17 protein-coding genes are annotated in these 23,410 nt (G+C 57.0%); 8 read left to right on the forward strand and 9 right to left on the reverse strand.

Annotation, left to right across the window (positions count from 1 at the left end; translation table 11 throughout):
- The first annotated feature begins 85 nt into the window (after positions 1-85).
- Positions 86-793: a Bax inhibitor-1/YccA family protein gene (locus GVJ63_RS18220; RefSeq protein ID WP_010260256.1), complete on the forward strand. Its 708-nt coding sequence runs from the start codon at positions 86-88 to the stop codon at positions 791-793.
- 50 nt (positions 794-843) lie between these two features.
- On the opposite strand, the gene GVJ63_RS18225 is transcribed toward GVJ63_RS18220, so the two are convergent.
- Genes GVJ63_RS18225 through GVJ63_RS18235 form a run of 3 tightly spaced genes read right to left on the reverse strand, consistent with a single transcriptional unit; the run spans position 844 to position 3,811 of the window.
- Positions 844-1,809, reverse strand: coding sequence for a lysylphosphatidylglycerol synthase domain-containing protein (locus tag GVJ63_RS18225; RefSeq protein ID WP_010669680.1), 966 nt, complete (start codon positions 1,807-1,809; stop codon positions 844-846).
- Positions 1,809-3,053, reverse strand: a complete 1,245-nt coding sequence (gene clsB, locus GVJ63_RS18230; protein WP_010260263.1) for a cardiolipin synthase ClsB — start codon at positions 3,051-3,053, stop codon at positions 1,809-1,811. The genes GVJ63_RS18225 and clsB overlap by 1 nt, the downstream gene beginning before the upstream one ends.
- Positions 3,050-3,811, reverse strand: a complete 762-nt coding sequence (locus GVJ63_RS18235) for an endonuclease/exonuclease/phosphatase family protein (protein WP_010260267.1) — start codon at positions 3,809-3,811, stop codon at positions 3,050-3,052. The genes clsB and GVJ63_RS18235 overlap by 4 nt, the downstream gene beginning before the upstream one ends.
- 179 nt (positions 3,812-3,990) lie before the next feature.
- Here GVJ63_RS18235 and GVJ63_RS18240 point away from each other — a divergent pair, with 179 nt between their 5' ends.
- The 4 genes from GVJ63_RS18240 (at position 3,991) to GVJ63_RS18255 (ending at position 8,188) form a co-directional block, all read left to right on the forward strand.
- Positions 3,991-4,383 (forward strand): YbhQ family protein, encoded by a 393-nt coding sequence (locus tag GVJ63_RS18240; protein WP_010669681.1) that lies wholly within the window; start codon positions 3,991-3,993, stop codon positions 4,381-4,383.
- 217 nt (positions 4,384-4,600) lie between these two features.
- Positions 4,601-5,977, forward strand: a complete 1,377-nt coding sequence (rhlE, locus tag GVJ63_RS18245) for an ATP-dependent RNA helicase RhlE (protein ID WP_033779545.1) — start codon at positions 4,601-4,603, stop codon at positions 5,975-5,977.
- 2 nt (positions 5,978-5,979) lie between these two features.
- Positions 5,980-6,930, forward strand: coding sequence for a tRNA dihydrouridine(16) synthase DusC (gene dusC / locus GVJ63_RS18250; protein WP_022626007.1), 951 nt, complete (start codon positions 5,980-5,982; stop codon positions 6,928-6,930).
- 70 nt (positions 6,931-7,000) lie between these two features.
- On the forward strand, positions 7,001-8,188 hold the full coding sequence (locus tag GVJ63_RS18255) for an MFS transporter (RefSeq protein WP_010260279.1): 1,188 nt from the start codon (positions 7,001-7,003) through the stop codon (positions 8,186-8,188).
- A 21-nt stretch (positions 8,189-8,209) separates the two neighbouring features.
- On the opposite strand, the gene GVJ63_RS18260 is transcribed toward GVJ63_RS18255, so the two are convergent.
- The 4 genes from GVJ63_RS18260 to GVJ63_RS18275 all read right to left on the reverse strand — a co-directional run bounded on the left by GVJ63_RS18260 (position 8,210) and on the right by GVJ63_RS18275 (position 13,962).
- The gene (locus tag GVJ63_RS18260) at positions 8,210-9,811 is read right to left on the reverse strand and encodes an inorganic phosphate transporter (RefSeq protein WP_060679790.1); all 1,602 of its coding nucleotides are present in this window, start codon (positions 9,809-9,811) and stop codon (positions 8,210-8,212) included.
- Between the two features lie 187 nt (positions 9,812-9,998).
- The gene (locus GVJ63_RS18265; RefSeq protein ID WP_010260287.1) at positions 9,999-11,120 is read right to left on the reverse strand and encodes a L,D-transpeptidase family protein; all 1,122 of its coding nucleotides are present in this window, start codon (positions 11,118-11,120) and stop codon (positions 9,999-10,001) included.
- A gap of 214 nt (positions 11,121-11,334) precedes the next feature.
- Positions 11,335-13,149 carry a glycoside hydrolase family 15 protein gene (locus GVJ63_RS18270; RefSeq protein ID WP_159227196.1) on the reverse strand — a complete coding sequence of 605 codons (1,815 nt, stop codon included), beginning with the start codon at positions 13,147-13,149 and terminating at the stop codon, positions 11,335-11,337.
- 231 nt (positions 13,150-13,380) lie between these two features.
- Positions 13,381-13,962, reverse strand: coding sequence for a DedA family protein (locus GVJ63_RS18275; RefSeq protein WP_010260294.1), 582 nt, complete (start codon positions 13,960-13,962; stop codon positions 13,381-13,383).
- Positions 13,963-14,167: 205 nt separating this feature from the next.
- On the opposite strand from GVJ63_RS18275, the gene GVJ63_RS18280 reads away from it, so the two are divergent.
- The 3 genes from GVJ63_RS18280 (at position 14,168) to GVJ63_RS18290 (ending at position 18,555) form a co-directional block, all read left to right on the forward strand.
- Positions 14,168-14,755: a Yip1 family protein gene (locus GVJ63_RS18280; protein ID WP_010260296.1), complete on the forward strand. Its 588-nt coding sequence runs from the start codon at positions 14,168-14,170 to the stop codon at positions 14,753-14,755.
- Between the two features lie 178 nt (positions 14,756-14,933).
- Positions 14,934-15,881: a D-alanyl-D-alanine endopeptidase gene (gene pbpG, locus GVJ63_RS18285; RefSeq protein ID WP_010669685.1), complete on the forward strand. Its 948-nt coding sequence runs from the start codon at positions 14,934-14,936 to the stop codon at positions 15,879-15,881.
- 226 nt (positions 15,882-16,107) lie between these two features.
- On the forward strand, positions 16,108-18,555 hold the full coding sequence (locus tag GVJ63_RS18290) for a DUF3772 domain-containing protein (RefSeq protein ID WP_010260302.1): 2,448 nt from the start codon (positions 16,108-16,110) through the stop codon (positions 18,553-18,555).
- 472 nt (positions 18,556-19,027) lie between these two features.
- Here the strand turns inward: GVJ63_RS18290 and GVJ63_RS18295 are convergent, their stop codons facing one another.
- Both GVJ63_RS18295 and GVJ63_RS18300 read right to left on the reverse strand, forming a co-directional pair.
- Positions 19,028-21,679 carry a beta-N-acetylhexosaminidase gene (locus GVJ63_RS18295; protein ID WP_159227197.1) on the reverse strand — a complete coding sequence of 884 codons (2,652 nt, stop codon included), beginning with the start codon at positions 21,677-21,679 and terminating at the stop codon, positions 19,028-19,030.
- A 48-nt stretch (positions 21,680-21,727) separates the two neighbouring features.
- Complete coding sequence (locus GVJ63_RS18300; RefSeq protein ID WP_159227198.1) at positions 21,728-23,125, reverse strand: OprD family outer membrane porin; 1,398 nt, start codon at positions 23,123-23,125, stop codon at positions 21,728-21,730.
- Between the last annotated feature and the right edge of the window lie 285 nt (positions 23,126-23,410).

Consider the following 23,410-nt stretch of genomic DNA (forward strand, 5'->3'; position numbering starts at 1 on the left):
GAAACAACGTATGCCTGCCAGACCAGGTTATTCATCCGGTTCCCTGTGTGGAGCCGGTCCTAATCCGTTTAACAAGAGGTGCATCATGGACCGATATCCACGAAATGATTCCATCGTTCAATCCGCATCTCGCGGTTTACAAGCCTATATGGCGCAGGTTTATGGCTGGATGACCTGCGGTCTGTTACTGACGGCGTTTGTCTCCTGGTACGCTGCGCGCACGCCAGCGATCATGGAGCTGGTGTTTGCTAACCGCATCACCTTCTTCGGACTGATTATCGTGCAGCTGGGGCTGGTCTTCTTCCTGTCAGGCATGGTGCATCGCCTGAGCGGCGCCGTGGCAACCGGGCTGTTTATGCTCTATTCGGCGCTGACCGGTCTGACCATGGCGAGTATCTTCCTGGTTTACACTAACTCCTCGATCGCCAGCACCTTCTTTATCACGGCGGGGATGTTTGGCGCGATGAGCTTCTACGGCTATACCACCAAACGCGATCTCAGCCGTTTTGGCAGCCTGCTGTTTATGGCGCTGATTGGCATCGTGCTGGCGTCGCTGGTGAACTTCTGGCTGAAAAGCCCGGCGCTGATGTGGGCGATTACCTACATCGGGGTGGTGGTGTTTGTGGGGTTAACGGCCTATGACACGCAGAAGCTGAAAAATATCGGTGAGCAGATCGATGCCCGCGATACGGAAAACCTGCGTCGCTACTCGATTATGGGCGCACTGACGCTGTATCTCGACTTTATCAACCTGTTCCTGATGCTGCTGCGGATTTTCGGCAACCGCCGTTAAGCCTGAGGGAGTAGCGGGGGAGGCGCACTGTCTGCGCCTCCCCTTTTTTATTACGACTTCTGCAACTTCTGCTCGTTCTTCTGACGCAGATGCTTCGCCCGGCTCTCCAGCCCCAGATAGAGCACCAGCGCTAACAGCAGCGGCAGGATAAAGTAGAGCACGCGATAAGCCAGCAGCGCCGCAATGATAGTGCCATGCGAAGCGTGCTGACCGCTGAGTAAGGCCAGGAAGACCGCTTCCAGTACGCCAATGCCCGCCGGAATATGAATGATTACCCCGGCAATACTGCTGATCAGCAGCACGCCCAGCACCATCGGATAACCGACGTCTCGTCCCAGCAGCAGCCAGATAATCGCCCCCATCACCATCCAGTTGGCACAGGAAACCGCAAACTGCAGCAGCGCCATGCGCAGCGAGGGCAGCTGCAGCGTCTGGCCTTTTACCGTCCAGCGACGCTGCTTTGAGAAGGCACAGGCCCAGAGGTAGATCGCCACCAGCACCAGCAGAGCGCCACCAATCAGCCGCAGGGTGGTTTCACCAATAAACCAGCCGCTGGGGATCGAGACCATGCCCGCACTGAATACCACGCCCGCCAGCAGAATATAGCCCAGCCAGTTAGTGGCGATGCTCAGAGAGAAGATGCGGGTAATGGTGCCGCTATCCAGCCCTAACCGTGAATAGAGCCGGTAGCGCATCGCGACGCCACCCACCCAGGTACTCAGCGTCAGGTTGAAGGCGTAACAGATAAACGACACCAGCATCACCTGCCGCTTCGCCAGCTTATGGCCGCAGTAGGCGCGTCCAATCAGGTCATAGCAGCCATACACCAGGTAACTCAGCACCACCAGTCCGGCGGCGGTCAGTACCACAAAGCGGTTGTAGTTAACGATGACGTCATAAACATCTTCCCAGTTCACTTTGCGGGCATAGACCACCAGCAGAACCACCACCGCGATGAAAAAGAGTACGGTGAGGATTTTTTTCGCCAGTTGCCAGCGTGGATGTTTTTTTGCCATCAGGATTTTGCTCCCGGGTTATCAGTTTCAACGCGATCCTGCGTCTCCATTTCAGGCTGTACCGGCTCACCCACCTGGGCCAGCAGCGGCGTATGCGCCGGCAGCCAGCCAGCGATGGCCGGGAAATGGCGCAGGAAGTGGAATACCACCACGCTTTTACTCAGTTGCCACCAGTTGCGCGGCGGTAAGCGATCTTCCTGCACGCGCTGGCAATCGTTGGCCAGCAGCGCTTCCAGGTTATCACGCAGCGTCTGGTTAAACGGTCTGTCGTGGATGATCAGATTGGCTTCAAGGTTAAGTGACAGGCTAAGCGGATCGAGATTGCTGGAGCCGACGGTGGCCCAGTAGTCGTCTTTTACCGCGATCTTGCCGTGCAGCGGGCGACGGATATATTCGTAAACTTCAACGCCGCCATCGACCAGATAGTTGTAGAGCAGCTCCGCGCCCACTTTCACAATCGGCATATCTGGTTCGCCCTGCACAATCAGTCGTACCCGGACGCCACGCTGCGCGGCGTTGCGCATCTCACGCAGCAGCCGGTAACCCGGGAAAAAGTAGGCGTTGGCGATAATCACATCCCGCTTCGCCTCGCGCAGCATCTCCAGGTAGTGGACTTCGATGTCATCGCGATGCTCGTCGTTATCGCGATAAACATAGAGCACCTGAGCATCGCCTGGCGTGGCGTTGACCGCCGGACGATGAGAGCGCGATCCCCACCAGCGGCGGGTATTCTGTTCGCTGCCAATCGCCTGTTGCAGATAGCGGGCGATGTCACCCACCACCGGGCCTTTGACCTGCACCGCATAATCCTGTTTGGCTTCCGGGCCATAATCGGTGTTGTGCTCGGCCGAGAAGTTAATGCCGCCTACAAAGGCTACCACGTCATCCACCACCACGGTTTTGCGGTGCAGGCGGCGGAAAACGTTGGTGCGCATCCCCATCACCAGCGGACGCGGATCGTAATAGATGAAACGCACGCCAGCGCTGGTCAGGCTGTTAACAAATTTGTCGGAGAGTTCGGCAGAGCCATAACCATCGACCATCACTTCGACCCGCACGCCGCGCTGGGCTGCCGCCAGCAGTTCGCGGTGCAGGGCGTTGCCCACGTCATCCTCAAACAGAATAAAGGTTTCGATTAATACCGTACGTTCCGCCCGCTGGATCGCGCCAAAGACCCGCGGGAAAAACGCTTCGCCATTTTCCAGCAACAGCAGCCGGTTGCCTTCCTGCCAGCTAAAATTCATAGGTGAATCTCCACCGCCAGCGGCGCATGGTCGGAAAGATGGGACCAGGGCTTGCGCGGCAGCGCCCACGGATGACTGACGGTGGCGTTGCGGACATAGATGCGGTCAAGCCGCAGGATCGGGAAGCGCGCCGGGAAGGTGCGCGCCGGGCGTCCGGTTTTCATGCTGAATACCTCTTTCAGGCCTGCGCCATGTTTCAGAATGGAGTTAGCGCGTCGCTGCCAGTCGTTGAAATCGCCCGCCACCACCACCGGCGCGTCGGACGGCAGTGAGTTAACCATTTCACATATTTTCTTCATCTGCGCATGACGATGGGCCACTTTCAGACCCAGATGAACGCAGATGACATGCAGCGTGCCGTGCGGCTCGGGCAGGGCGATCTGGCAGTGCAGCATGCCGCGGTTTTCACTGCCCGCCACCGAGATATCCCGGTTCTCATAGTCGGCGATCGGGAAGCGAGACAGCACCGCATTGCCGTGATGCCCCTCCGGATAGACCGCATTACGCCCATAGGCGAAATCGTTCCATATGGTGTCGGCCAGAAACTCATAATGAGGAGAATCGGGCCACTCCTCATGGTTAAGGGAGTGGATGGCATGCGTGCCCATCACCTCCTGCAGAAAGACCACATCCGCCTCCGTTGCGCGAACGGCGTCGCGTAATTCGGGCAGGATGAAGCGGCGATTGAAAGGGGCGAAACCCTTATGTGTATTGATCGTCAGGACTTTTATTGAAAATCCTTGCTTGTTTTGTGGCATACTCGCGACGCACTCCTTTTCATCATCAATAGAATCAAAGTGTAGTCTTTGTCACAAATGGGTGGTGAAAGAGGGCGAAAATTAGGGCGTTATCCGAAAATTGTTTTACATTGAGGAAATCGTTTCCGGCTTGTGCCGGTAGCACTTGGGCGACCTGTTGGGTCTGCCAGGAGAACTGAATGAAATGGTCTAATCGTATTCAAATTATCACGGGTCAAACGTTGTTGCATATTGCTATGCATCTGCTGGTGATCGCTGCACTGATCTGGGGCTGGAAGCACAAAGCGCTGGTTGATGTCTGCAGTACGCTGGTGGCGATGTACGCACTGGTTTTTGTTGCCATGCTGGTGACACAGCGCATTGCCCGTTTACGTACTCTCGGCGATTATCTTGAAGAAGCGACCACCACTTACTACTTTGGCGCCGCCATGATGACACTGTTCCTGGTGTCGCGGATTTACCACAACAACCTGCTGCTGGCGTGTCTCGGCGTAGTGATGTTGCTGGGTCCGGCGCTGGTCTCGCTGCTGGTGAAAGAACCACCGCGACGAATCGAAAACAAACGTAGTTAAGTTGAAGGCCACCGGAAGGTGGCCTTCCTGTTTTCAGGCGGTTAAGTTGTGTCAGGAAATGTGAGCTATCTCGCACACTTCTCTTAAAGCTGTTACACTCGCCCGCTTACGCATCGTAGTTTGCGCCCTTTTCACGCGTCAGCCCTGGCTGGCGTCACTATCCCTCTGAAAACTACACCGTGAATCACGGTCAGAGCGGACCGGAGTAAATCACTTAATGTCTTTTGACTCTCTCGGCCTGAGTGCCGATATTTTGCGCGCGGTCGCCGAACAAGGCTACAGCGAACCCACACCTATCCAGCGCCAGGCGATTCCTGTTGTGCTGGCAGGCCGCGATCTGCTGGCGAGCGCCCAGACCGGCACCGGCAAAACAGCCGGCTTTACCTTACCGATGTTACAAAAACTCTCTGCCACTGCCACGCCCATCCGCGGTCGTCGCCCGGTGCGCGCCCTGATCCTGACCCCAACCCGTGAACTCGCGGCGCAGGTTGGCGAAAACGTCAGCGACTACAGCAAATATCTCTCGCTGCGTTCCATGGTGGTGTTTGGTGGCGTCAGCATCAATCCACAGATGGTAAAACTGCGTGGCGGCGTCGATATCCTGGTGGCAACGCCTGGACGCCTGCTGGATCTGGCACAACAGAATGCGGTTGACCTGTCACAGGTCGAAATTCTGGTGCTGGATGAAGCGGACCGTATGCTGGATATGGGCTTTATCCACGACATCCGTCGCGTACTGGCACGTCTGCCGGCCAAACGTCAGAACCTGCTGTTCTCTGCCACCTTCTCTGATGAGATCAAAGGCCTGGCTGAGAAACTGCTGACCAACCCGGAGATGATAGAAGTGGCTCGCCGCAACACCGCCTCCGAGCAGGTCGCGCAGCAGGTGGCTTTCGTTGATAAGAAGCGTAAGCGTGAATTGTTGTCGCAGCTGATTGGCGAAGGCAACTGGCAGCAGGTGCTGGTCTTCACCCGGACCAAACACGGCGCGAACCACCTTGCCGAGCAGCTGGGCAAAGATGGCATCTCCGCCGCCGCGATCCACGGCAACAAGAGCCAGGGTGCACGTACCCGCGCGCTGGCCGACTTCAAATCAGGCGGAATTCGCGTCCTGGTTGCCACCGATATCGCGGCCCGTGGCCTGGATATCGAAGAGCTGCCACACGTCGTGAACTATGAGCTGCCTAACGTCGCCGAAGATTACGTTCACCGCATTGGTCGTACCGGCCGTGCGGCGGCGACCGGTGTCGCACTGTCACTGGTCTGCGTCGATGAGCATAAGCTGCTGCGTGATATCGAACGTCTGCTGAAGCGTGAAATCCCGCGTCTGGCCGTTGAAGGTTATGAACCCGATCCGAGCATCAAAGCGGAGCCGATCATCAACGGTCGTCAGCAGCAGTCTCGCGGCGGTGCAGGTGGCGGTGGCGGCCGTGGTCGCAGCCAGGGCGGACAGGGTGCAGGCGCATCGCGCTCATCTTCATCCGGCGAAAAGCGTCCTCAGGCGCGTCGTCAGAGCCAGGCCGCTCCTCAGGGCGATAGGCCCGCAGCCCGTCCGCGTCGTCCGGCAGCAGCGAAGCGTACCGGAAACGTCTGAGTATGAGGGTTTTACTGGCACCGATGGAGGGCGTGCTGGATTCACTGGTGCGCCAGCTGTTATCGGAAGTGAACGACTACGATCTCTGCATCACTGAGTTTTTGCGCGTGGTCGATCAACTGCTGCCGGTAAAATCTTTCTACCGTCTCTGCCCCGAACTGCATAACGCCAGCCGCACGCCTTCCGGCACGCGGGTGCGTATGCAGCTGCTGGGGCAGCATCCCGAATGGTTAGCCGAGAACGCCGCACGTGCGGTGGAGCTGGGCTCATGGGGTGTGGATCTCAACTGTGGTTGTCCTTCTAAACTGGTCAACGGCAGCGGAGGCGGCGCAACTCTTCTTAAAGATCCCGATCTGATCTATCGCGGCGCGAAAGCGATGCGTGAAGCGGTGCCTGCAGATTTGCCGGTAACGGTGAAAGTGCGGCTCGGCTGGGACTCCAGCGCCCGCAGTCTGGAGATTGCCGATGCGGTGCAACAGGCCGGTGCCAGCGAGCTGGCGGTGCATGGGCGGACTAAAGAAGAGGGCTATCGCGCAGAGGCGATCAACTGGCAGGCGATTGGCGACATTCGTCAGCGGCTGCGCATTCCGGTGATTGCCAATGGCGAAATATGGGACTGGCAAAGCGCGCAACACTGTATGGCGGTAACCGGCTGCGATGCGGTGATGATTGGCCGTGGCGCACTGAACATCCCTAACCTGAGCCGGGTAGTGAAATATAACGAGCCGCCGATGGCCTGGCCTGATGTGGTGCGGTTATTACAGAAATACAGCCGGCTGGAAAAGCAGGGCGATACCGGCCTCTACCACGTGGCGCGTATCAAACAGTGGCTCGGTTATCTGCGCAAAGCCTATGGCGAAGCCGATGGCTTATTCAGCGAAATCCGTGCGTTAAAATCGTCGGGCGACATTGCACAGGCGATTGATCGTCACGCGCATGTTCATGGTTTGTGATAAAAAATCAGGCGACCCTTTAGCGGCCTGACGGTATAGTGGGAAAAATTTCCTGGACCCCTTGCCTGCTATGTCTGACTCCGCTGTGTTGAGCAACAGCCAGCTCAACAAACGAATCCTCTCCGTTATTATCTTCACCTTCTTCTGCTATCTCTCTGTCGGACTGCCGCTGGCCGTGCTGCCAGGCTTCGTCAAAAATCATCTTGGCTTCAGCTCCTTTATCGCCGGACTGATTATCAGCATTCAATATTTTGCGACGCTGCTCAGCCGTCCGCAGTCGGGCCGTCTGGCCGATCGCCTTGGACCAAAGCGGGTGGTGATGCTGGGACTGCTCTGCTGCGGTATGAGCGGGGTGCTGACTATCGTAGCCGCACTGCTGAGCGGCTGGCCGTGGCTGAGTCTGGCGCTGCTGGCCATCGGACGGCTGTTTCTCGGCGTGGGTGAAAGCTTCAGCAGTACCGGATCAACCCTGTGGGGTATGAACATCGTCGGGCCGATGCAGACCGCGCGCGTGATCTCCTGGAACGGTGTTGCGACCTATCTGGCAATGGCCGTCGGTGCACCGCTGGGTGTGCTGCTGAACAGTGAATTTGGTATGAGTGGATTTGCCGGGTTGATTGCGCTGATGGGCGTGGCGGGCTATCTGATGGCCAGTCGCAAACCGGCGGTGACGGTCAGTGTGGGCGAGCGCATTCCGTTTCACCGCGTCTTTTCGCGCGTCTGGCTTTATGGCCTGGCGCTGGGCTTCGGCACCATCGGTTTTGGCGTTATCGCCACCTTTATCACCCTCTATTTTGCCAGCCGTGACTGGCAGGGCGCGGCCTATGCGCTGACGCTGTTCAGCCTAGGTTTTGTGCTGGTGCGTCTGGGGTTTGGTCGCTTTATTACCCGTTTCGGCGGGCTGCGCGTGTCGCTCTTCTCATTCCTGCTGGAATGTCTGGGACTGCTGATTATCTGGCAGGCGGACAGCGCCTGGCTGGTAGGGGCGGGCGCATTCCTTACCGGCAGCGGATTTTCGCTGGTCTTTCCGGCGCTGGGCGTTGAGGCGGTTAAACGGGTTGAGCGCCAGGATCAGGGCTCTGCACTGGGCACCTATTCCGCTTTTCTCGATCTGGGCCTGGGTTTAACCGGCCCGGTGGCGGGATTGCTTATCGGTCACTGGGGGATGCAGTCAGTCTATCTGGCGGCGGCGTTGATGGTGCTGGGAGCGCTGCTGATTACCCTGCGGCTTTACTGGCAGCAGCGGCTTATCGCCTGAATGACGATAAGCCGCAGACCGTTAAAAATGGCTGAACGCCCAGTAGAGCAGGGCAGAGAGCAGAATAGAAACCGGCAGCGTTAAAATCCAGGCGACGGCCAGGTTACGCAGCGTCGAGAGCTGCAAGCCGGAACGGTTCGCCGCCATGGTGCCCGCTACGCCGGATGAGAGCACGTGAGTGGTGGAAACCGGTAAACCGAAACCGTCTGCCGCGCCAATGGTCATCATCGCCACCAGTTCGGCGCTGGCGCCCTGAGCATAGCTCAGATGGGTTTTACCGATCCGTTCTCCCACTGTGACCACAATCCGGCGCCAGCCGACCATGGTGCCCAGTCCCAGCGCAATCGCCACCACCACTTTCACCCACATCGGAATAAAGCGGGTGGCGCTGTCGAGTTCCGTTTTCACTGCCTTGAGGTTGCGTTCCGTCTCCTGCGGCAGTCTGACCTCGGCGCTCTGCAGATGCTTGATCGATTCTGACGCCAGATACATCTGGTTGCGGGTATTGGTCACCGCCTGAGCTGGAATGTTTTCCATTGAACCGTAACGACGAATCTCATCGCCGACTTCGCGCAGCGTCATCGCCAGCGCGGGCAGCACGTCGGGATTCATGCTGTTGCTGCCAACAAAGCCGGTCAGTACCTCACGGGCCGGTGGAGGATTGGCTGAGGCGGGTTGCAGCTGCAGCAGCTGATGGGCGGTCACTTCGTTCAGCGCCGCGACGCGCGGGATCTGATCGGGTGGCAGCGATCGATTCAGGGCGTAGGCGATCGGCATGGTGCCCACCAGGATCAGCATAATCAGCCCCATTCCTTTCTGACCATCGTTGGAGCCGTGCGCAAACGACACGCCGGTACAGGTCAGGATCAGCAGGCCGCGGATCCAGACCGGTGGCGGCTGATTGCTTTCCGGCGCCTGATAAAGCTGGCGATTGCGGATAAACAGTTTCATTACCCACAGCAGCAGCCCGGCGCAGACAAAGCCGACCACCGGCGACAGCAGCAGTGCATAGCCGACCTTCAGTGCCTGATCCCAGTCAACTCCGCTCAGACCGCTGCGTCCGTGCAGCATCGCATTGGCAACGCCGACGCCGATGATCGAGCCGATCAGCGTATGGGACGACGACGACGGCAGCCCTAAATACCAGGTGCCCAGGTTCCAGATAATCGCTGAGAAGAGCAGCGCATAGACCATGGCAAACCCGCTGCCGCTGCTGGCCTGCAGGATCAACTCCACCGGCAGCAGTGAGATAATGCCAAACGCCACCACGCCGCTGGAGAGCAGCACACCCAGAAAGTTACAGAAACCGGACCAGACCACCGCGACGCCGGGCGTCAGCGAATGGGTGTAGATCACGGTCGCCACGGCATTGGCGGTATCGTGAAAGCCATTCACGAACTCAAAGCCGAGCGCAATCAGCAGTGCCAGCCCCAGCAGAAAGAACGGCAGATAGCTGGTGACCGGCATATTGGTCTCTTCAACATCGCTGACCAGATTGAGGCCAGCGAACGCCAGTCCGGCAACCAGCAGAATAAAGAACAGCGGTTTACTGAAACGGCTATTTTTGCCGTTGAAATCGGGGCGACCTCGGGCTGATGAGGAGGAGAGACTGTTTTCGCTCATGGTGTACCTCTGGTGGCTGATGCCGGATGCTGATTTGCACCGGGTCAACGCAGTTTGATACGCGCTTTATATGACAGATTAATGATCGTCGGACGGGGCATTCTGAGCGGAGTGCGGGGAAAAACGCGGAAACGCAGGCAATAAAAAAGCCAGCGACAGGCGCTGGCTTCTGAAAGCAGGACGGCAATTACGAGCTGGTATTGGCCGCGGCTGCAGGGGCTGCTGGTGTTACCGGAGCGGCCGGTGCGGCTGGCTCAGTGGCCGGCTGCTGTGGCTGCGCGGCATCACTGTTTGCGCCCTGAGAGGTGACTGGCGTCATTGGCTCTTCCTGTGGCACAGCCTGCGGATTTTCCGGCATCGGAACTGGCGCAGTCTGGATGTTGTTCTCCACGCCGTTCACTTTTACTGGCATACCGGTACGGCCCTGAATCGCGCCATTAACCTGATCCTGATTGACGCTGGCATCAACCAGAACTTTGCTCACCGCCTGATTCAGCGTAATCGGCACCAGCTCACGCGAGTTGAACTGCTCTTCGGTGGTCGACAGCGGGTTATGCACTTCTACATACCGTGAACCGTCTGGCTCCACGGTCGCTTTTACCGGCTGATCAACAAACTGTACGCGCGTACCGACCGGCACGTTCTGATACAGCCATTTGATATCGTCAGCGCGCAGACGCACACAACCATGGCTCACGCGCAGGCCGATACCGAAGTTGGCGTTGGTGCCGTGAATCGCATAGAGACGACCGATATAGAGCGCATACAGGCCCATCGGGTTATCCGGGCCTGGCGGGAAGACCGCTGGCAGGGTTTCACCGCGCGCCGCGTAATCCGCATGCATGCCTTTGGTTGGCGTCCAGGTCGGGCCATCTTTTTTACGTTCTACCGCTGTGGTCCAGTTAATCGGGGTATCTTTACCCAGTTCACCAATACCAATAGGCAACACCACCACGGTTTTGCTGCCTTTCGGATAGTAGTAAAGACGCATCTCAGCGCTGTTAATCACAATGCCTTCACGCGGTGCGTCCGGCAGGATCAACTGCTGTGGGATGATCATTTTGCTGCCAGCCTTAGGCAGATAAACGTCAACGCCCGGATTGGCTTCCAGCATATTGCTGAGGCCCATCTGGTACTGCGCCGCAAAAGCTTCCAGCGGCAGTTTGCTGTCTTCAGGGACAGTAATTTCGATATTTTCGCCGATCAGACGACTGTTGGCCGGCGGTAACGGGTAAACCACAGCAAAGGCTGACTGGCTGAAGGCCGCCAGAGCCAGTGCGATTGAAGCGAAAGCGCGAATGATTTTCATATTTTACAATTCTTTATCGCCATATTTCAGGCTGTTCAGTGTGTCGAATTCATGCTGGCCAATGTGACCTGCTGCGCATTATATGTTCATTAATCTGACGTTGTGAATCGGGATTTTAACCTGCCTGCAATACTTTACGTAAATTCACCGCGGATGTTAGCGCATTTCCGGAAAGCAGGGCGCTAAAAATGGGGCTTTCCGGGCTTATCGCTGACTAAGGTTGCCACTGTGTTTGTTCGCCGCTGAGTTTGCGGTTCAGGAAAAAGGCGGCACTGATTAACGCCAGATGGGTCAGCGCCTGCGGCGTGTTGCCCAGCGCATGGCCGTGGCTGTCAAACTCCTCTGCGTAGAGGCCCAGTGGATTGGCGTAGCTCAGCAACTTTTCAAATTCAAAATGCGCTTCCTGAATCCGGCCCGCGCGCGCCAGACACTCGACATACCAGAAGGAGCAGGCTCCGAACGACCCTTCTGAGCCTTTCAGGCCATCGGCGGGCGTCTCATGCGTATTGTAACGGCGCACCATACCGTCGCTGACCAGATTAGTTTTGATCGCATCCAGCGTGGCAATCCAGTCCGGGTCGGTAGCGCCCACAAAACGCACCAGCGGCATCAGCAGCATTGAGGCGTCGAGATATTCGCCATGACGGGTCGAAGAGAAGTGACCCCGCTCACTGTTCCAGAAGTTAGCCCAGATATCTTCGCGGATCTCCCGGCGCGCCCGATCCCAGCGTTCATAAGGCATTGGCAGCGATCGCTTCATGCCCAGACGCAGTGCGCGATCCATCGCCACCCAGCACATCAGACGCGAGTGCAGGAAATGTTCCGGTTCACCGCGCATCTCCCAGATACCGGCATCGGGCTGATCCCAGTTCTCACACAGCCAGTCGATCATTTTGACGACATGTTCCCAGCCGCGCTGGGAGATCGCCTCACCATATTTATTGGCCAGATAGACCGCATCCATCAGCTCGCCATAAATGTCGAGCTGGGTCTGCTGCCAGGCGTCATTGCCGATGCGCACCGGACGGGAGTCGGCATAGCCGGAGAGATTCAGCAGCTCCATCTCGTGCAGTTCGGTGCCGCTGTCCAGCCGGTACATGACCTGCAGGCGCATCTCATCGTGATGGCTGTTTTCAACGCAGCGACCAACCCAGTGGGTAAAGTGTTTGGCTTCATCGATATAGCCCAGCCGCATCAGGGCATACATGCTGAACGAGGCGTCACGGATCCAGGAGGCGCGATAGTCCCAGTTGCGTTCACCGCCCAGCTCTTCGGGCAGGCCAAAGGTCGCTGCCGCCGCAATAGAGCCGTGCTGATGTGAGGTCAGCAGTTTGAGGACCAGCGCCGAACGCTGCACCATTTCGCGCCAGCGTCCCTGATAGTTACTGTGGGCGCTCCAGCGTCGCCAGTAGTTCAGCGTCTCTTCAAAGCAATGTTCGGTGGTCAGGGCTTCGATATGCGCATCATCCACGCTGCCAAATTCAAACTGCGCATGTTCACCGGGTTGTAACGTGAAGAGGGCGGTCGCGCTCTCATCCTCCAGCGTCATCGCCACGCTGGCGGCGAGGCGCAGCGACGGCTGGCCTTCGGCATGAAAATCGATACAGCCGTTGTGCGCCTCTGCACGGGTTTGCGCCCGGGCGTAGTCGTGACGCGGTGAACAGCGCAGGCTAAAGGTCGCGCTGCCGCGTACCATTTTGACCCGCCGGATCAGACGCGGCAGCTTGTCCTTGTCATCACAAATCGGCATGTAGTCGGTGATCTCCGCCACGCCTTCATCATCCAGCCAGCGGGTCTGCAGGATGTTGGTATCGGGCAGGTAGAGCTGCTGACGTCGCGCATTGGGCCAGTCAGGGGCCAGGGAGAAAAGCCCGGCATCATCGCTGTCGAGCAGGGCGGCAAAGACCGACGGGCTGTCGAGTTCCGGCCAGCAGAGATAATCAATGGTGCCATCATTCGCGACCAGTGCGCAGGTGCGCAAATCTCCGATCACGCCATGGTCTTCAATCTTACGTTTTATCTTACTCATCCTCATCTCCCTGTCAGTGTCCATCCTAACTATAGCTGAGCCATCTGATGCGGCTTCGTTTGGGCACAGATGGTTAACGTACGGTTGAATGAGGCAGGGAAGGGGTGAGGGCGGGTGAGACATGGGAAATCGCCAGCAGGGTCGCCTGGCGCTGCTCAGCGTCGGCGACCCTTACCACCGGTCAGCTCACTCTCATAGACGATGGCGTCTGCTGGCGAATCCGTGGTTCATTTATTCCTGATCGGCACGACGATTGTGCCAGCGGCGGATCACCCAGCGCAGCGCAAAGGCGAATACCACTGCGCCGACCAGCCACAGCAGATGCTTCAGATGCTGGTCGAGTTTATGCAGCCACGGCGCGATGATGCCGCCCGCGAAATAACCCAGCGTGACAAAGATCAGCGCCCAGATAGCCGCCCCGATGACGTTAAGAATAAAAAATTTCATCGGATTGAGGCGGCTGGCCCCGATGATGATTGGGCCAATCAGTCGAAAGCCATACATAAAGCGCACGCCAATCACAAACAGGCTGGGACGGCGTTTAATCAGGCGGTTCGCCTTGACCACTTTATCCTGATGCTTTTTAAAGCGGCGCAGGATCTGTGTGCCCCAGCGGCGACCGACCCAGTAGAGCAGTTGATCGCCGACAATACCGCCACCCATTGCGGCCAGCACCACCCCTACATAATGCAGCAGCCCCTCATGCGCGGCGACGCCGCCCAGCAACGTAAATGTTTCCCCCTCGGCGATACAGCCAATAAAAAGTGCCAGATAACCGTACTGCGTAATTAATGCGTTGATATCCAGATGCAAAATGACCCTCCCTGTTCAGTGACTGTTTCTTCAAGTCTATACGCGATTTGGCTTCGCTTCCGCCCGTGCCTCATGGGGGCGTTTATTTATGCTGTTTTTTTGTCCGATCACCACGAAAGTTTCGCTGCCGTTTATACTTGAGAGGACGCTGCCCCCAAAGACGGATGCATCATCGGGCGGCCCACTGCATCAGAGGAGTGAATCTATGAATCATGTCTGGGGTCTGCTGGCGCATCCGAATCAGGAAATGCGTCATATCAAGCAAGAGAATGAGAGCGTATCGCACCATTACACCCACCATGTTCTGCTGATGGCGGCGATTCCGGTGATCTGCGCCTTTATCGGCACAACTCAGCTGGGCTGGAATCTGGGCGAGGGGCAATATGTGCAACTCAACCTGTTGACCGGGATTGGGCTTGGCATTCTGTTCTATCTGATTATTCTGGGTGGCGTCGCGGTAATGGGACGCGTGATTCACTGGATGGCACGTGATTATCCGCAGCGCCCCGGCGTACAGCGCTGTACGGTGTTTGCGGGCTATGTGGCCACGCCGCTGTTTCTCAGCGGGCTGGTGGCGCTCTATCCGCTGGTCTGGCTCTGCGTGCTGGCGGGCGCGCTGGCGCTGCTCTACACCGGTTATCTGCTCTATATCGGCATTCCACTGTTTCTGAATATCGACCGCGAAGAGAGTCTGCGCTTTTCCGGTTCAACGCTGGCCATCGGCGTGCTGGTATTTGAAGTGTTACTGGCATTAACCGTGGTGCTGTGGGGATATGGACCGCATCTGTTCTGACCGACCGCTGCCGCCGCTCTGGCGGCAGTTCTCTTTTTACGCCCGGAAACACTCTCACCAGGAAATTTCTTAACCTTACGGGTATGATATCGCCGCCAGCCCGCGCTCCGACCTCACTGAAGCGGGCGGCCTGTGTCGGTCTGACACAGTACATATTCATAACCGGGTTTTTTCTACGATGCCTGCAAAAATTCGTTCCACCCTGCTTTCGCTGGCGCTGCTCGTTTCAGGGCAGATTGTTTCACTTCCGGCGCAGGCGACGACGTCGCTGTCGCAACTGGCGCCGATTGCTCAGCCGCAGATCGCCTCTGGCAGTGCGATGATTGTCGATCTCACGACCAATAAAGTGCTGTTTTCAAGCCACCCTGATCGGGTCAGGCCCATTGCCTCCATCACCAAGCTGATGACTGCTATGGTGGTGCTGGATGCGCATCTGCCGATGAACGAGATGATAACTGTCGATGTCAGCCAGACGCCGGAAATGCGAGGTGTATTCTCACGCGTTAAGCTCAACAGCCAAATCAGCCGCCGGAATATGCTGCTGCTGGCGCTGATGTCCTCAGAAAACCGCGCCGCCGCCAGCCTGGCTCATGCTTATCCGGGCGGCTATAACGCCTTTATCCGGGCGATGAACGCGAAAGCGCGGTCACTGGGCATGAAACAGACCCGCTACGTGGAGCCAACCGGCCTGTCGACGCAAAACGTCTCCAGCGCCCAGGATCTGGTTAAATTACTCAAAGCAACGCGGGAATATCCGCTGCTTGGCGCGCTCAGCACCACTAAAGAGGAGACGGCAGTGTTTGCCCATCCGAGCTATGCGCTGCCGTTCCGCAACACCAACCATCTGGTCTATAAAGATGACTGGCACATTCAGCTGACCAAAACCGGTTACACCGATGAGGCGGGCCACTGCCTGGTGATGCGCACCATGATTAATAATCGTCCGGTGGCGCTGGTGGTGCTGGATGCCTTTGGCAAATATACCCACTTCGCCGACGCTAACCGTCTGCGCAGCTGGATTGAGACCGGTAAAGCGGCGCCGGTGCCGGCTGCCGCACTGGCCTATAAAAAACAGAAATCGGGCCAGGTTGCCAGTAATGGGGCCAGCAGCGCCGACGTTGAGTAGAAAATAGCCAGTGTTACGCGCTGCGGACACTGGCATTATCTGCAGGCTGAGCGGGTATCCGGGATGATGCACGCAGAGGCGTACGGCGATTTTCACGCTTCTGCCTGCACCGAATTAGCCCGAAAAATGCCCGTTATTCCTATATTGCCATCCCTTGCAAAGCCCTACACTACGCGCGACTGGCGAGGGAAGATCGCCTGATTTAAGCTGCCGGAATCTTACTCATATGTTTAAGCTACGATCCTTTTTTGCATTGTTAATGCTGGCGCTGGTGGCGTTTGCCCCGGCGCTGACGCTGGCCGCGGATGATAAGGCCACTGCTGCTCAGGAACAGGATGCTCCGCCGAAGCTGAATGCTGCGGTTGAACTGCCGAAAATGCAGAAGATCCTCGATAAAATCAAAAGTCAGGTCTCCGTTGATGCTGGCGAAAACAAGCTGACTCAGCTGAATGAAATGGCGCTTGAGCTCTCAGGCAGTGCCGACACGCTGGGCCAGGCGCTGCTCCCCGATCGCCAGCAACTGGAAGCCCAGTTGCAGGTTCTGGGGCCGGCACCTAAAGCCGACAGCGGCGTAAAAGAGACGTCGGAAGTTACGCGCAAGCGTAACGCGCTGGAGAGTCAGAAAAGCAAACTCGACGATCAGATTAAACAGGCCGAAGGCATTAAAAATGGCGCGCTGATGCTCTCCTCGCAGATTGTTAACCTGCGCCGCGATCAGCTGAAAAGCCAGCTGGCGCTGAACTCCGGCACCATTCTGGGGCCGCGCTTCTGGTCACCACTGCTCAATAGTCAGGATCTGGATGGCGAGAAAATTGGTGAATTCCTGCAGGAGTTGCAGGACACTGCGGCACTCTCATGGGAGCCGGGCTGGCGCGTGGGCAGTGTTTTCTGGCTGCTGGCTGCCATGCTGGTAATGACGGCTGGCCGTCGTTACAGCGAAGAGTTTCTGGCCTGGATTAGCATTCACAAACTGCCGGAAGGGAAGCTGCGCCGCAGTTTCCTGGCGGCAGCGATAGCCCTGACCACCCTTGTGGCTGTCGTCCTCACCTTTAACTTCATCGCCCTGGCCTTTACCCGCCGTGATGAGGTTTCTGAAAACGTTCAGGACTTTGTGGATCAACTGGTTCGGCTCAGTGTCTTTTGTGGCCTGATTGCCGGACTGGGACGGGCTTTCCTCTCTACCCGTCGACCCAGCTGGCGGTTACCGACCATCTCCAATGAAGTGGCGATGGCGTTAAAACCGTTTCCACCGATTACCGCCGTGCTGGTCTTTATCTTCCAGACGGTCGAAGCGTTTAACTACAGCGTCGGCACCAGCCTGAATACCACCATTTTTGCCAACGGGCTGACGGCACTGCTGATTGGTACTACCGCGCTGGCGATCAGCATGCGCACCAACCGGGTTCGTCGCCGTATGACCCAGGCGGGCACACCACCAGAGGCCCGTTCTACGCTGGTGGGACTGATCCAGATGGGCCTGACGCTGACCGGCATCGCCATTCTGGTGTCGCTGCTCATCGGTTACGTCACGCTGGCGCGCTTCCTGAGTTATGAAGTGATCTGGTGCGGTCTGCTGTTTGGTTCGTTCTACTTCCTCAGTCATCTGCTCAACGATGGCTGTGAGAGCCTGTTCTCGACCAGTAACGCAACCGGTCGCCGTATTCAGAGTTCGCTTAACATCAATGAGCGCCATCTGCAGCAAACGGCTACGTTGCTGACGGCCATCGGTAAAACCTTCCTGGTGCTGGTTGTGGCGCTGGCGCTGGTCAACGGGACCTTTGCCTCTTCAACGCCGATTGAGCTGCTGCAAAAAGTGATTGAGTTCTGGGGCGGTAAAGGGCTTGAATCCCTGAATATCGTCCCGGCGCATATGGTGAATGCGATTATCTGCCTGATCGTCGGCATCTATGTGCTGCGAACGGTGCGCCGCTGGCTCGACACTGATTTTCTGCCGAAAACTACCATGGATGTGGGCATGCGGGTGTCGCTGGTGACGCTGTTCAGCAACATCGGTTATGTACTGGTCATCCTGCTGACGTTGTCGATCATGGGTCTGCAGTGGAATAAGCTGGCCTGGATCGTCAGTGCCTTGTCGGTAGGTATCGGTTTTGGCTTACAGGAGATTGTGAAGAACTTTATTTCGGGGCTGATTCTGTTGACCGAGCGGCCAGTGAAGGTCGGTGATCTGGTGAGCATCAGCGGTATCGAAGGGGATATCCGCCGGATTAACGTGCGCGCTACCGAGATCCAACTGGGCGATAAATCCACGGTCATTGTGCCGAACTCGCAGTTTATCTCGCAGAACGTGCGAAATGCCACCATGGGTAATGCGCAGGGGGTGGTCACGATTACGCTGACGTTCCCGCTCGACATCGATCCGGCGAAAGTGCGCGATATCCTGCTGGAGGTCTACAACGAAAATGAACGCATTCTGGAGACGCCAGAGCCATCCGTTTCGTTTAAAGACCTGACTCAGCAGGGAATTATACTGAGCGTCACCGGTAACGTGGCGGGTCAGCGCCAGATCGCAGGGGCGAAGAGCGATCTGCTGTTCGATATTCTGACGCGTCTGCGTAAAGAGGGCATCCTGCTCTCCACACCGCAAACCATGATTATCGAGCGCCGTCAGCAGATGGCGGGTGCGGAGCCGGTCCCCGAAGAGAAGCTGGTTTAGGTGTGAAAGGGCCGACTGCTGTCTAATGCTGATCAGTTAAGATCAGATTTGTAAAGGCTGCCACGGTCAAACGTGGCAGCTTTTTTTCTGGGCGAGCGAGCAACAGCGGCGCTCAGGCCTTCACTATCGTGCCCTTTTTAACAATAAACACTGAAGTTTCAGAGCAGGCTGGGGCCGGGCAGGGGCAGGTAATCCGCAGCGCTGAACAGAATGAGTCTGCCAGGAGAGCCCGCAGGACGCGGGCGAAAGGCGGGGCGGCACAGGATGTGCCATCCCCGTCGGTCCGTCAGGCAGGCGAATGAAGTGAAGGAACCGCGCAGTGGCGCGAGGACCGCCAGCCCCTGCCCGGCACCAGACTGCGTTATCCCCTGTCGCTTAACTGACTGCCATTAGACTTCTGTCGGCCTTTTTCATATTCAAACGCTGGCTTCTCAGCCCGTTCACACTTCGCTTTCTACAGGGATTCAACGCGCTACAGGGATTCAACGCGGCTGGTGCGCTGCCCGTCACGGCTCACCGAGCGAATTGCCACCGCACCGCTGACCTGCGGCGGTCTGGTGGCATCGTAGCGCTGCCAGTTTGTGCCCTTGTCCAGGCTGTACTCCAGCGTAACGCCCGGTAAGGCCACGTTCATCGACAGGATGCCATCAACGATTCTGGCTCCCGGCACCGGCAGGCGATAATCGATGCCCGCCTTATCCAGCTTCGCCAGTTCCCGCTGTCCCAGCAGATTGGCAAATCGCTGCCAGTCATTCAGACGCGCCTGCTGATCGACCAGATGGGTTTTGCCACCCGCATACTCCTGACCCGCCTTGTAATCCTGCTCCCAGCTGGCGCGGTGCCAGCTTCGTTCCGCTACTGCAAACAGGCGAGGGTAGATCATGTGCTCCATTTGAGCATCAGTGCGCACCGTTTCGCTCCACAGCTGGGCCGAAATGCCGTAAGCACCGCTCCAGGGCTTCTCTGATTTGGCGCTGAAAAAGTTGCCATCGCGATCCACCGAGGTTTCAGCATTCTGCGGCAGGTTATCCGGCGCGAAGCCAAAGATTTTGCGCTCGTCGTTGAAGCGCGTGCCCCAGTAATAGCCGCGTTCCAGCGGGTTAACTTCATACGGAAAATCCAGATAGAGATAGTCGGGGCTGGAGATCACCACGTCGTAGCCTTTCTGTGACCAGTCGCTGGCTGTGTCAAAACCGCCCCAATAGAGGGTGTCCCAGAAGTTGACCGCGACGCGCGGTGTGGCAAAGGCTGCTGAATCTTTGGCATGTTTTAAACCATCCTGCCAGGCCTGCATTTTGCCAATACCGTGTCGGTTAACGATGTCACTGACGGTCAGGGCAAAGTAGCTCGGCAGGTGCGCCAGATCGTCCACTTTGCCGCTCTTCACCAGCGCCTGACAAACCTGCGATTTCGCCCACGGCAGATCTTCTTTACTCCAGTCGCGCAGACCGGTGCCCGGTTTAGGGTCGCGTTTATCCGAGTAGCCAGCACCCAGCCGGATATTCTTCGCTTCGTCACCGCCAAAATGCCAGACGCCGAGCGGCTGTCCCGCTTCCCGGTGCATCGCCTGAACTTCACCGATCACTTTATCGACAAACCGCTGTGAACCCGCAATGCAGGGATTGAGATAGCTGGTGCGATCATAGAGCTGCACCGAGGTGGTATTGGAGTCGTCGGTGGGATCGATCAGGCGATACGCACTGGCCTGTTCAGACTGTCCCTCCTTCATCAGCCGCTGATAGCGCGCTTCCATGGCGATGACGGCGGCACGGGCATGGGCGGGCATATCAATTTCCGGGATCACCTGGATGTGACGGGCCTGGGCATACTTCACAATCTCGATGTAGTCGGCACGACTGAAATAGCCGCTGCCGTTGTTATCGCTGAACGGACCGGAACCGAGCTGCGGCAGCAGGCAGCGCTGTTCGCTCAGGTCATGGCAGCGTTTAGCCCCCACGTCAGTCAATTCCGGTAAGCCGGGAATCTCAATCCGCCAGCCCTCATCATCACTGAGGTGAAAGTGGAAGCGGTTCATCTTCCATGCCGCCATCTGATCAAGCAGCCGCATCACTGCCTGCTTAGTGTGAAAGTTGCGGGCAACGTCAAGAAACGCGCCGCGATAGGCAAAGCGTGGCGCATCATGGGCTTCCAGCGTGGCAATACGCGGCGCGCCTTCGGTGGGTATCAGCGAGAGAATCGACATCAGACCGTAGAACGCACCGGCAGCATCGTAGCCCACCACAATGGCACGGCGTGGGGTGATATCCAGATCGTATGCGCCCGGTTTAGCCTGTTTGCCGCTGAAGTGACCCGGTTTGATCTGCGTCCTGATGGCAAATCCATCAGGATCTTCTTTCAGACCAAGCAGGGTCAGACGCTGCTTTACCGCCTCACCGGTTTCACGGGTCAACCCGGTCAGAGACAGACTGACGCCACGGCTGAGATCGGCATCCTGCGGACGAAGTTTCACCTCAAGCGGCGTGGGTGTGATTTGACCGCGCAGCGCGGAAGCGGGCAGGGTGGCAACATCGCTGTTTTTATCAAACCGGCTGGCGGGTTGCATCAGGATATTCCGGTCATCGGCACTGCGTCGCCAGTTATCCCCCAACGGCAACACAAACTGGCTGGGATCTTCATGATCGGTGCTGGCAATAATTTTGGGGGTGGCCTGCCCGGACGTCACATACCAGCGCGGCATCACATCCGTGGCAAACAGCTGCCAGTATTCGTTAACGATCGGAATCTGCACCGATTCGCCCGCGCCAATGCCGGTGAACTTCTCAGTCGGCTCCAGCCGGGTCAGGTCGCCGACCAGATGGGTCATTTTAAACTGTTCGTTATCGACCCGCAGCGTCTGGTGGACGTTGCTCATGTAGATTGCCCAGTGTTTATCGGTCAGGGCTGGGCCGTTATTGGTCAGGGTAATGGTGGCGCGATTGCAGGCGGCATAGTCGGCACCCAGCGCGGCGCAGTCGGTGCCATGCAGGGCGGCCTGATTATCGTTCACCTGATAAGTGACGCCAAACTGGCTGATCTGATTCACCACCTGCTGCGCTGACGAGCTGGCGTGGCCTGTGGCTGCAGCGCCCAGCAGAGTGAGCGCGATAAGGCTTAACTTAAACATATTGATTCATCCTTGCTGCTGAAGAGATATCCGGGAGTCTGCAGGGCGTCAGAACAGTGTAAACGGCACGATAACCATAAATTTGATGTCCTTCTCGTCCTGAAAAATGTTGCCGTAACCGCCGCTGTAACTGGGCAGATTGCTGTGATTGTCGTAGCGGGTGTAATGCAGTTTAAACAGGGTATCTTTGGCGCGCCCCTGCTGGATTTGATAGATCAGATCAAGGTTCCAGGCGGACTCTTTCAGCCGCTGGCTCTGGTCAACGGTGGGCAGCGTGGCGGGTCTGGCATCCCAGCCCCAGACGTACGATGCGCCTACTTTCCATCCCGCCAGCTGCCACGGCGTTAAGTCGAGCATCGCCCCGGCAAAGATCGCTTTTTCGCCATTGGCGTTCCAGTCGGAACGGGCATCCCACCAGATATCCAGTCGTCCATTGGAGCTGGCGTAGCCTGGCGTCATGCGCTGCAGGAAGAAGCCCTGATTCCCCTCTGCTTTGACCCAGCTACCTTCGAGTCGCAGATCAACCGGGCCGACGGTATAGCCGACCGTGATCGCCTGTAACCAGGCCAGGCCGTCATAGACATCACGGGGATTGGCGGCACCGCCCGCTACTTTGTCGTGCGCCCCGTAAAACTGATAGCTGGTGTAGAGTGCATTGCCGCCGGGCGTGGCTGACCACGAGGCTTTGGCAAAATATTGATCCATATAATCCGCCGCCTGGCCAAATGCGCCCTCAAGCACCAGGTTATTTTTGAAGTCATATTTCATACCGAACGAATGCAGGTAGCTGACAGATGTTTTGCCATCAGCCTGGCGAAAATTATATAAATCACGATACCAGGGCGCTTTATATTTGTCGCTCCACATCCAGGAGAGTGATAATGCACCGGCCTGCTGGAAATCATACAGCGCACCGACTTCGACGCCGCGATAGGTTCCGGGTAAGAAACTCCAGTGTGGCGCAATAATTGTCTGGCCGGTTGGCTGAATATAACCGGCACGCAACCAGTAATCGTTATATTTTAATTTCAGTGCGGCTTTATAAACAGAAGCACCGCCGCTGTCGCCATTCCACTTTTCATCCCAGCGGGTACGCGCCTTACTGAAGCCAATTTCATTGGGTGCGGCGGGGCCGCTGTTGGAAAGCTCAGCAGCACCGAAAATCGCGAGGTCCAGACCAATCCACTCTCCGGCATAGCCGGACTGATAGTCGAGATTACTGTTGAGCGAGGCATGATGTAAATTAGCCCGATACTGCCCCTGATATTCACTGGCGGGATTGGTGTCTCTGCGATCTCGCTGACGCTGCCAGTAAAAAACATTACCTTTAAGCGATGAGTCCTCAATAAATCCGCTGGCGTAAGCCGGTGATGAACTTATTGCAGTTAACGCTATTAATGCGGTGGCTATTTCAACTAACGCTAATGCGTAATTAATTTTTCGCATGATTATTCCTCCCTGAATGCAATCCGGATAATTAAGCAGAATATTATTATTGTGGCGTTAATCTATTTTTCGCGACGCGAATTATCAATTGGCAGCGTGGTGATTTGTGAACTATTGCGCAGAACCCGATGAGATAAAATAAAGCAGGTGCAATATGGGAGGGGAGATTAATTTTCTGATGAAAATGTTAGCTATTGGCAGGACTGTTGCAATGGGAAGCTGGTGGTGCGAACGGGCCTCCCGGTTGTATGACAATCAGCCTGCTCAGATAAGCAGGCTAATCCA

Source organism: Pantoea sp. 18059, from assembly GCF_902706165.1.
Taxonomy (GTDB): domain Bacteria; phylum Pseudomonadota; class Gammaproteobacteria; order Enterobacterales; family Enterobacteriaceae; genus Pantoea; species Pantoea agglomerans.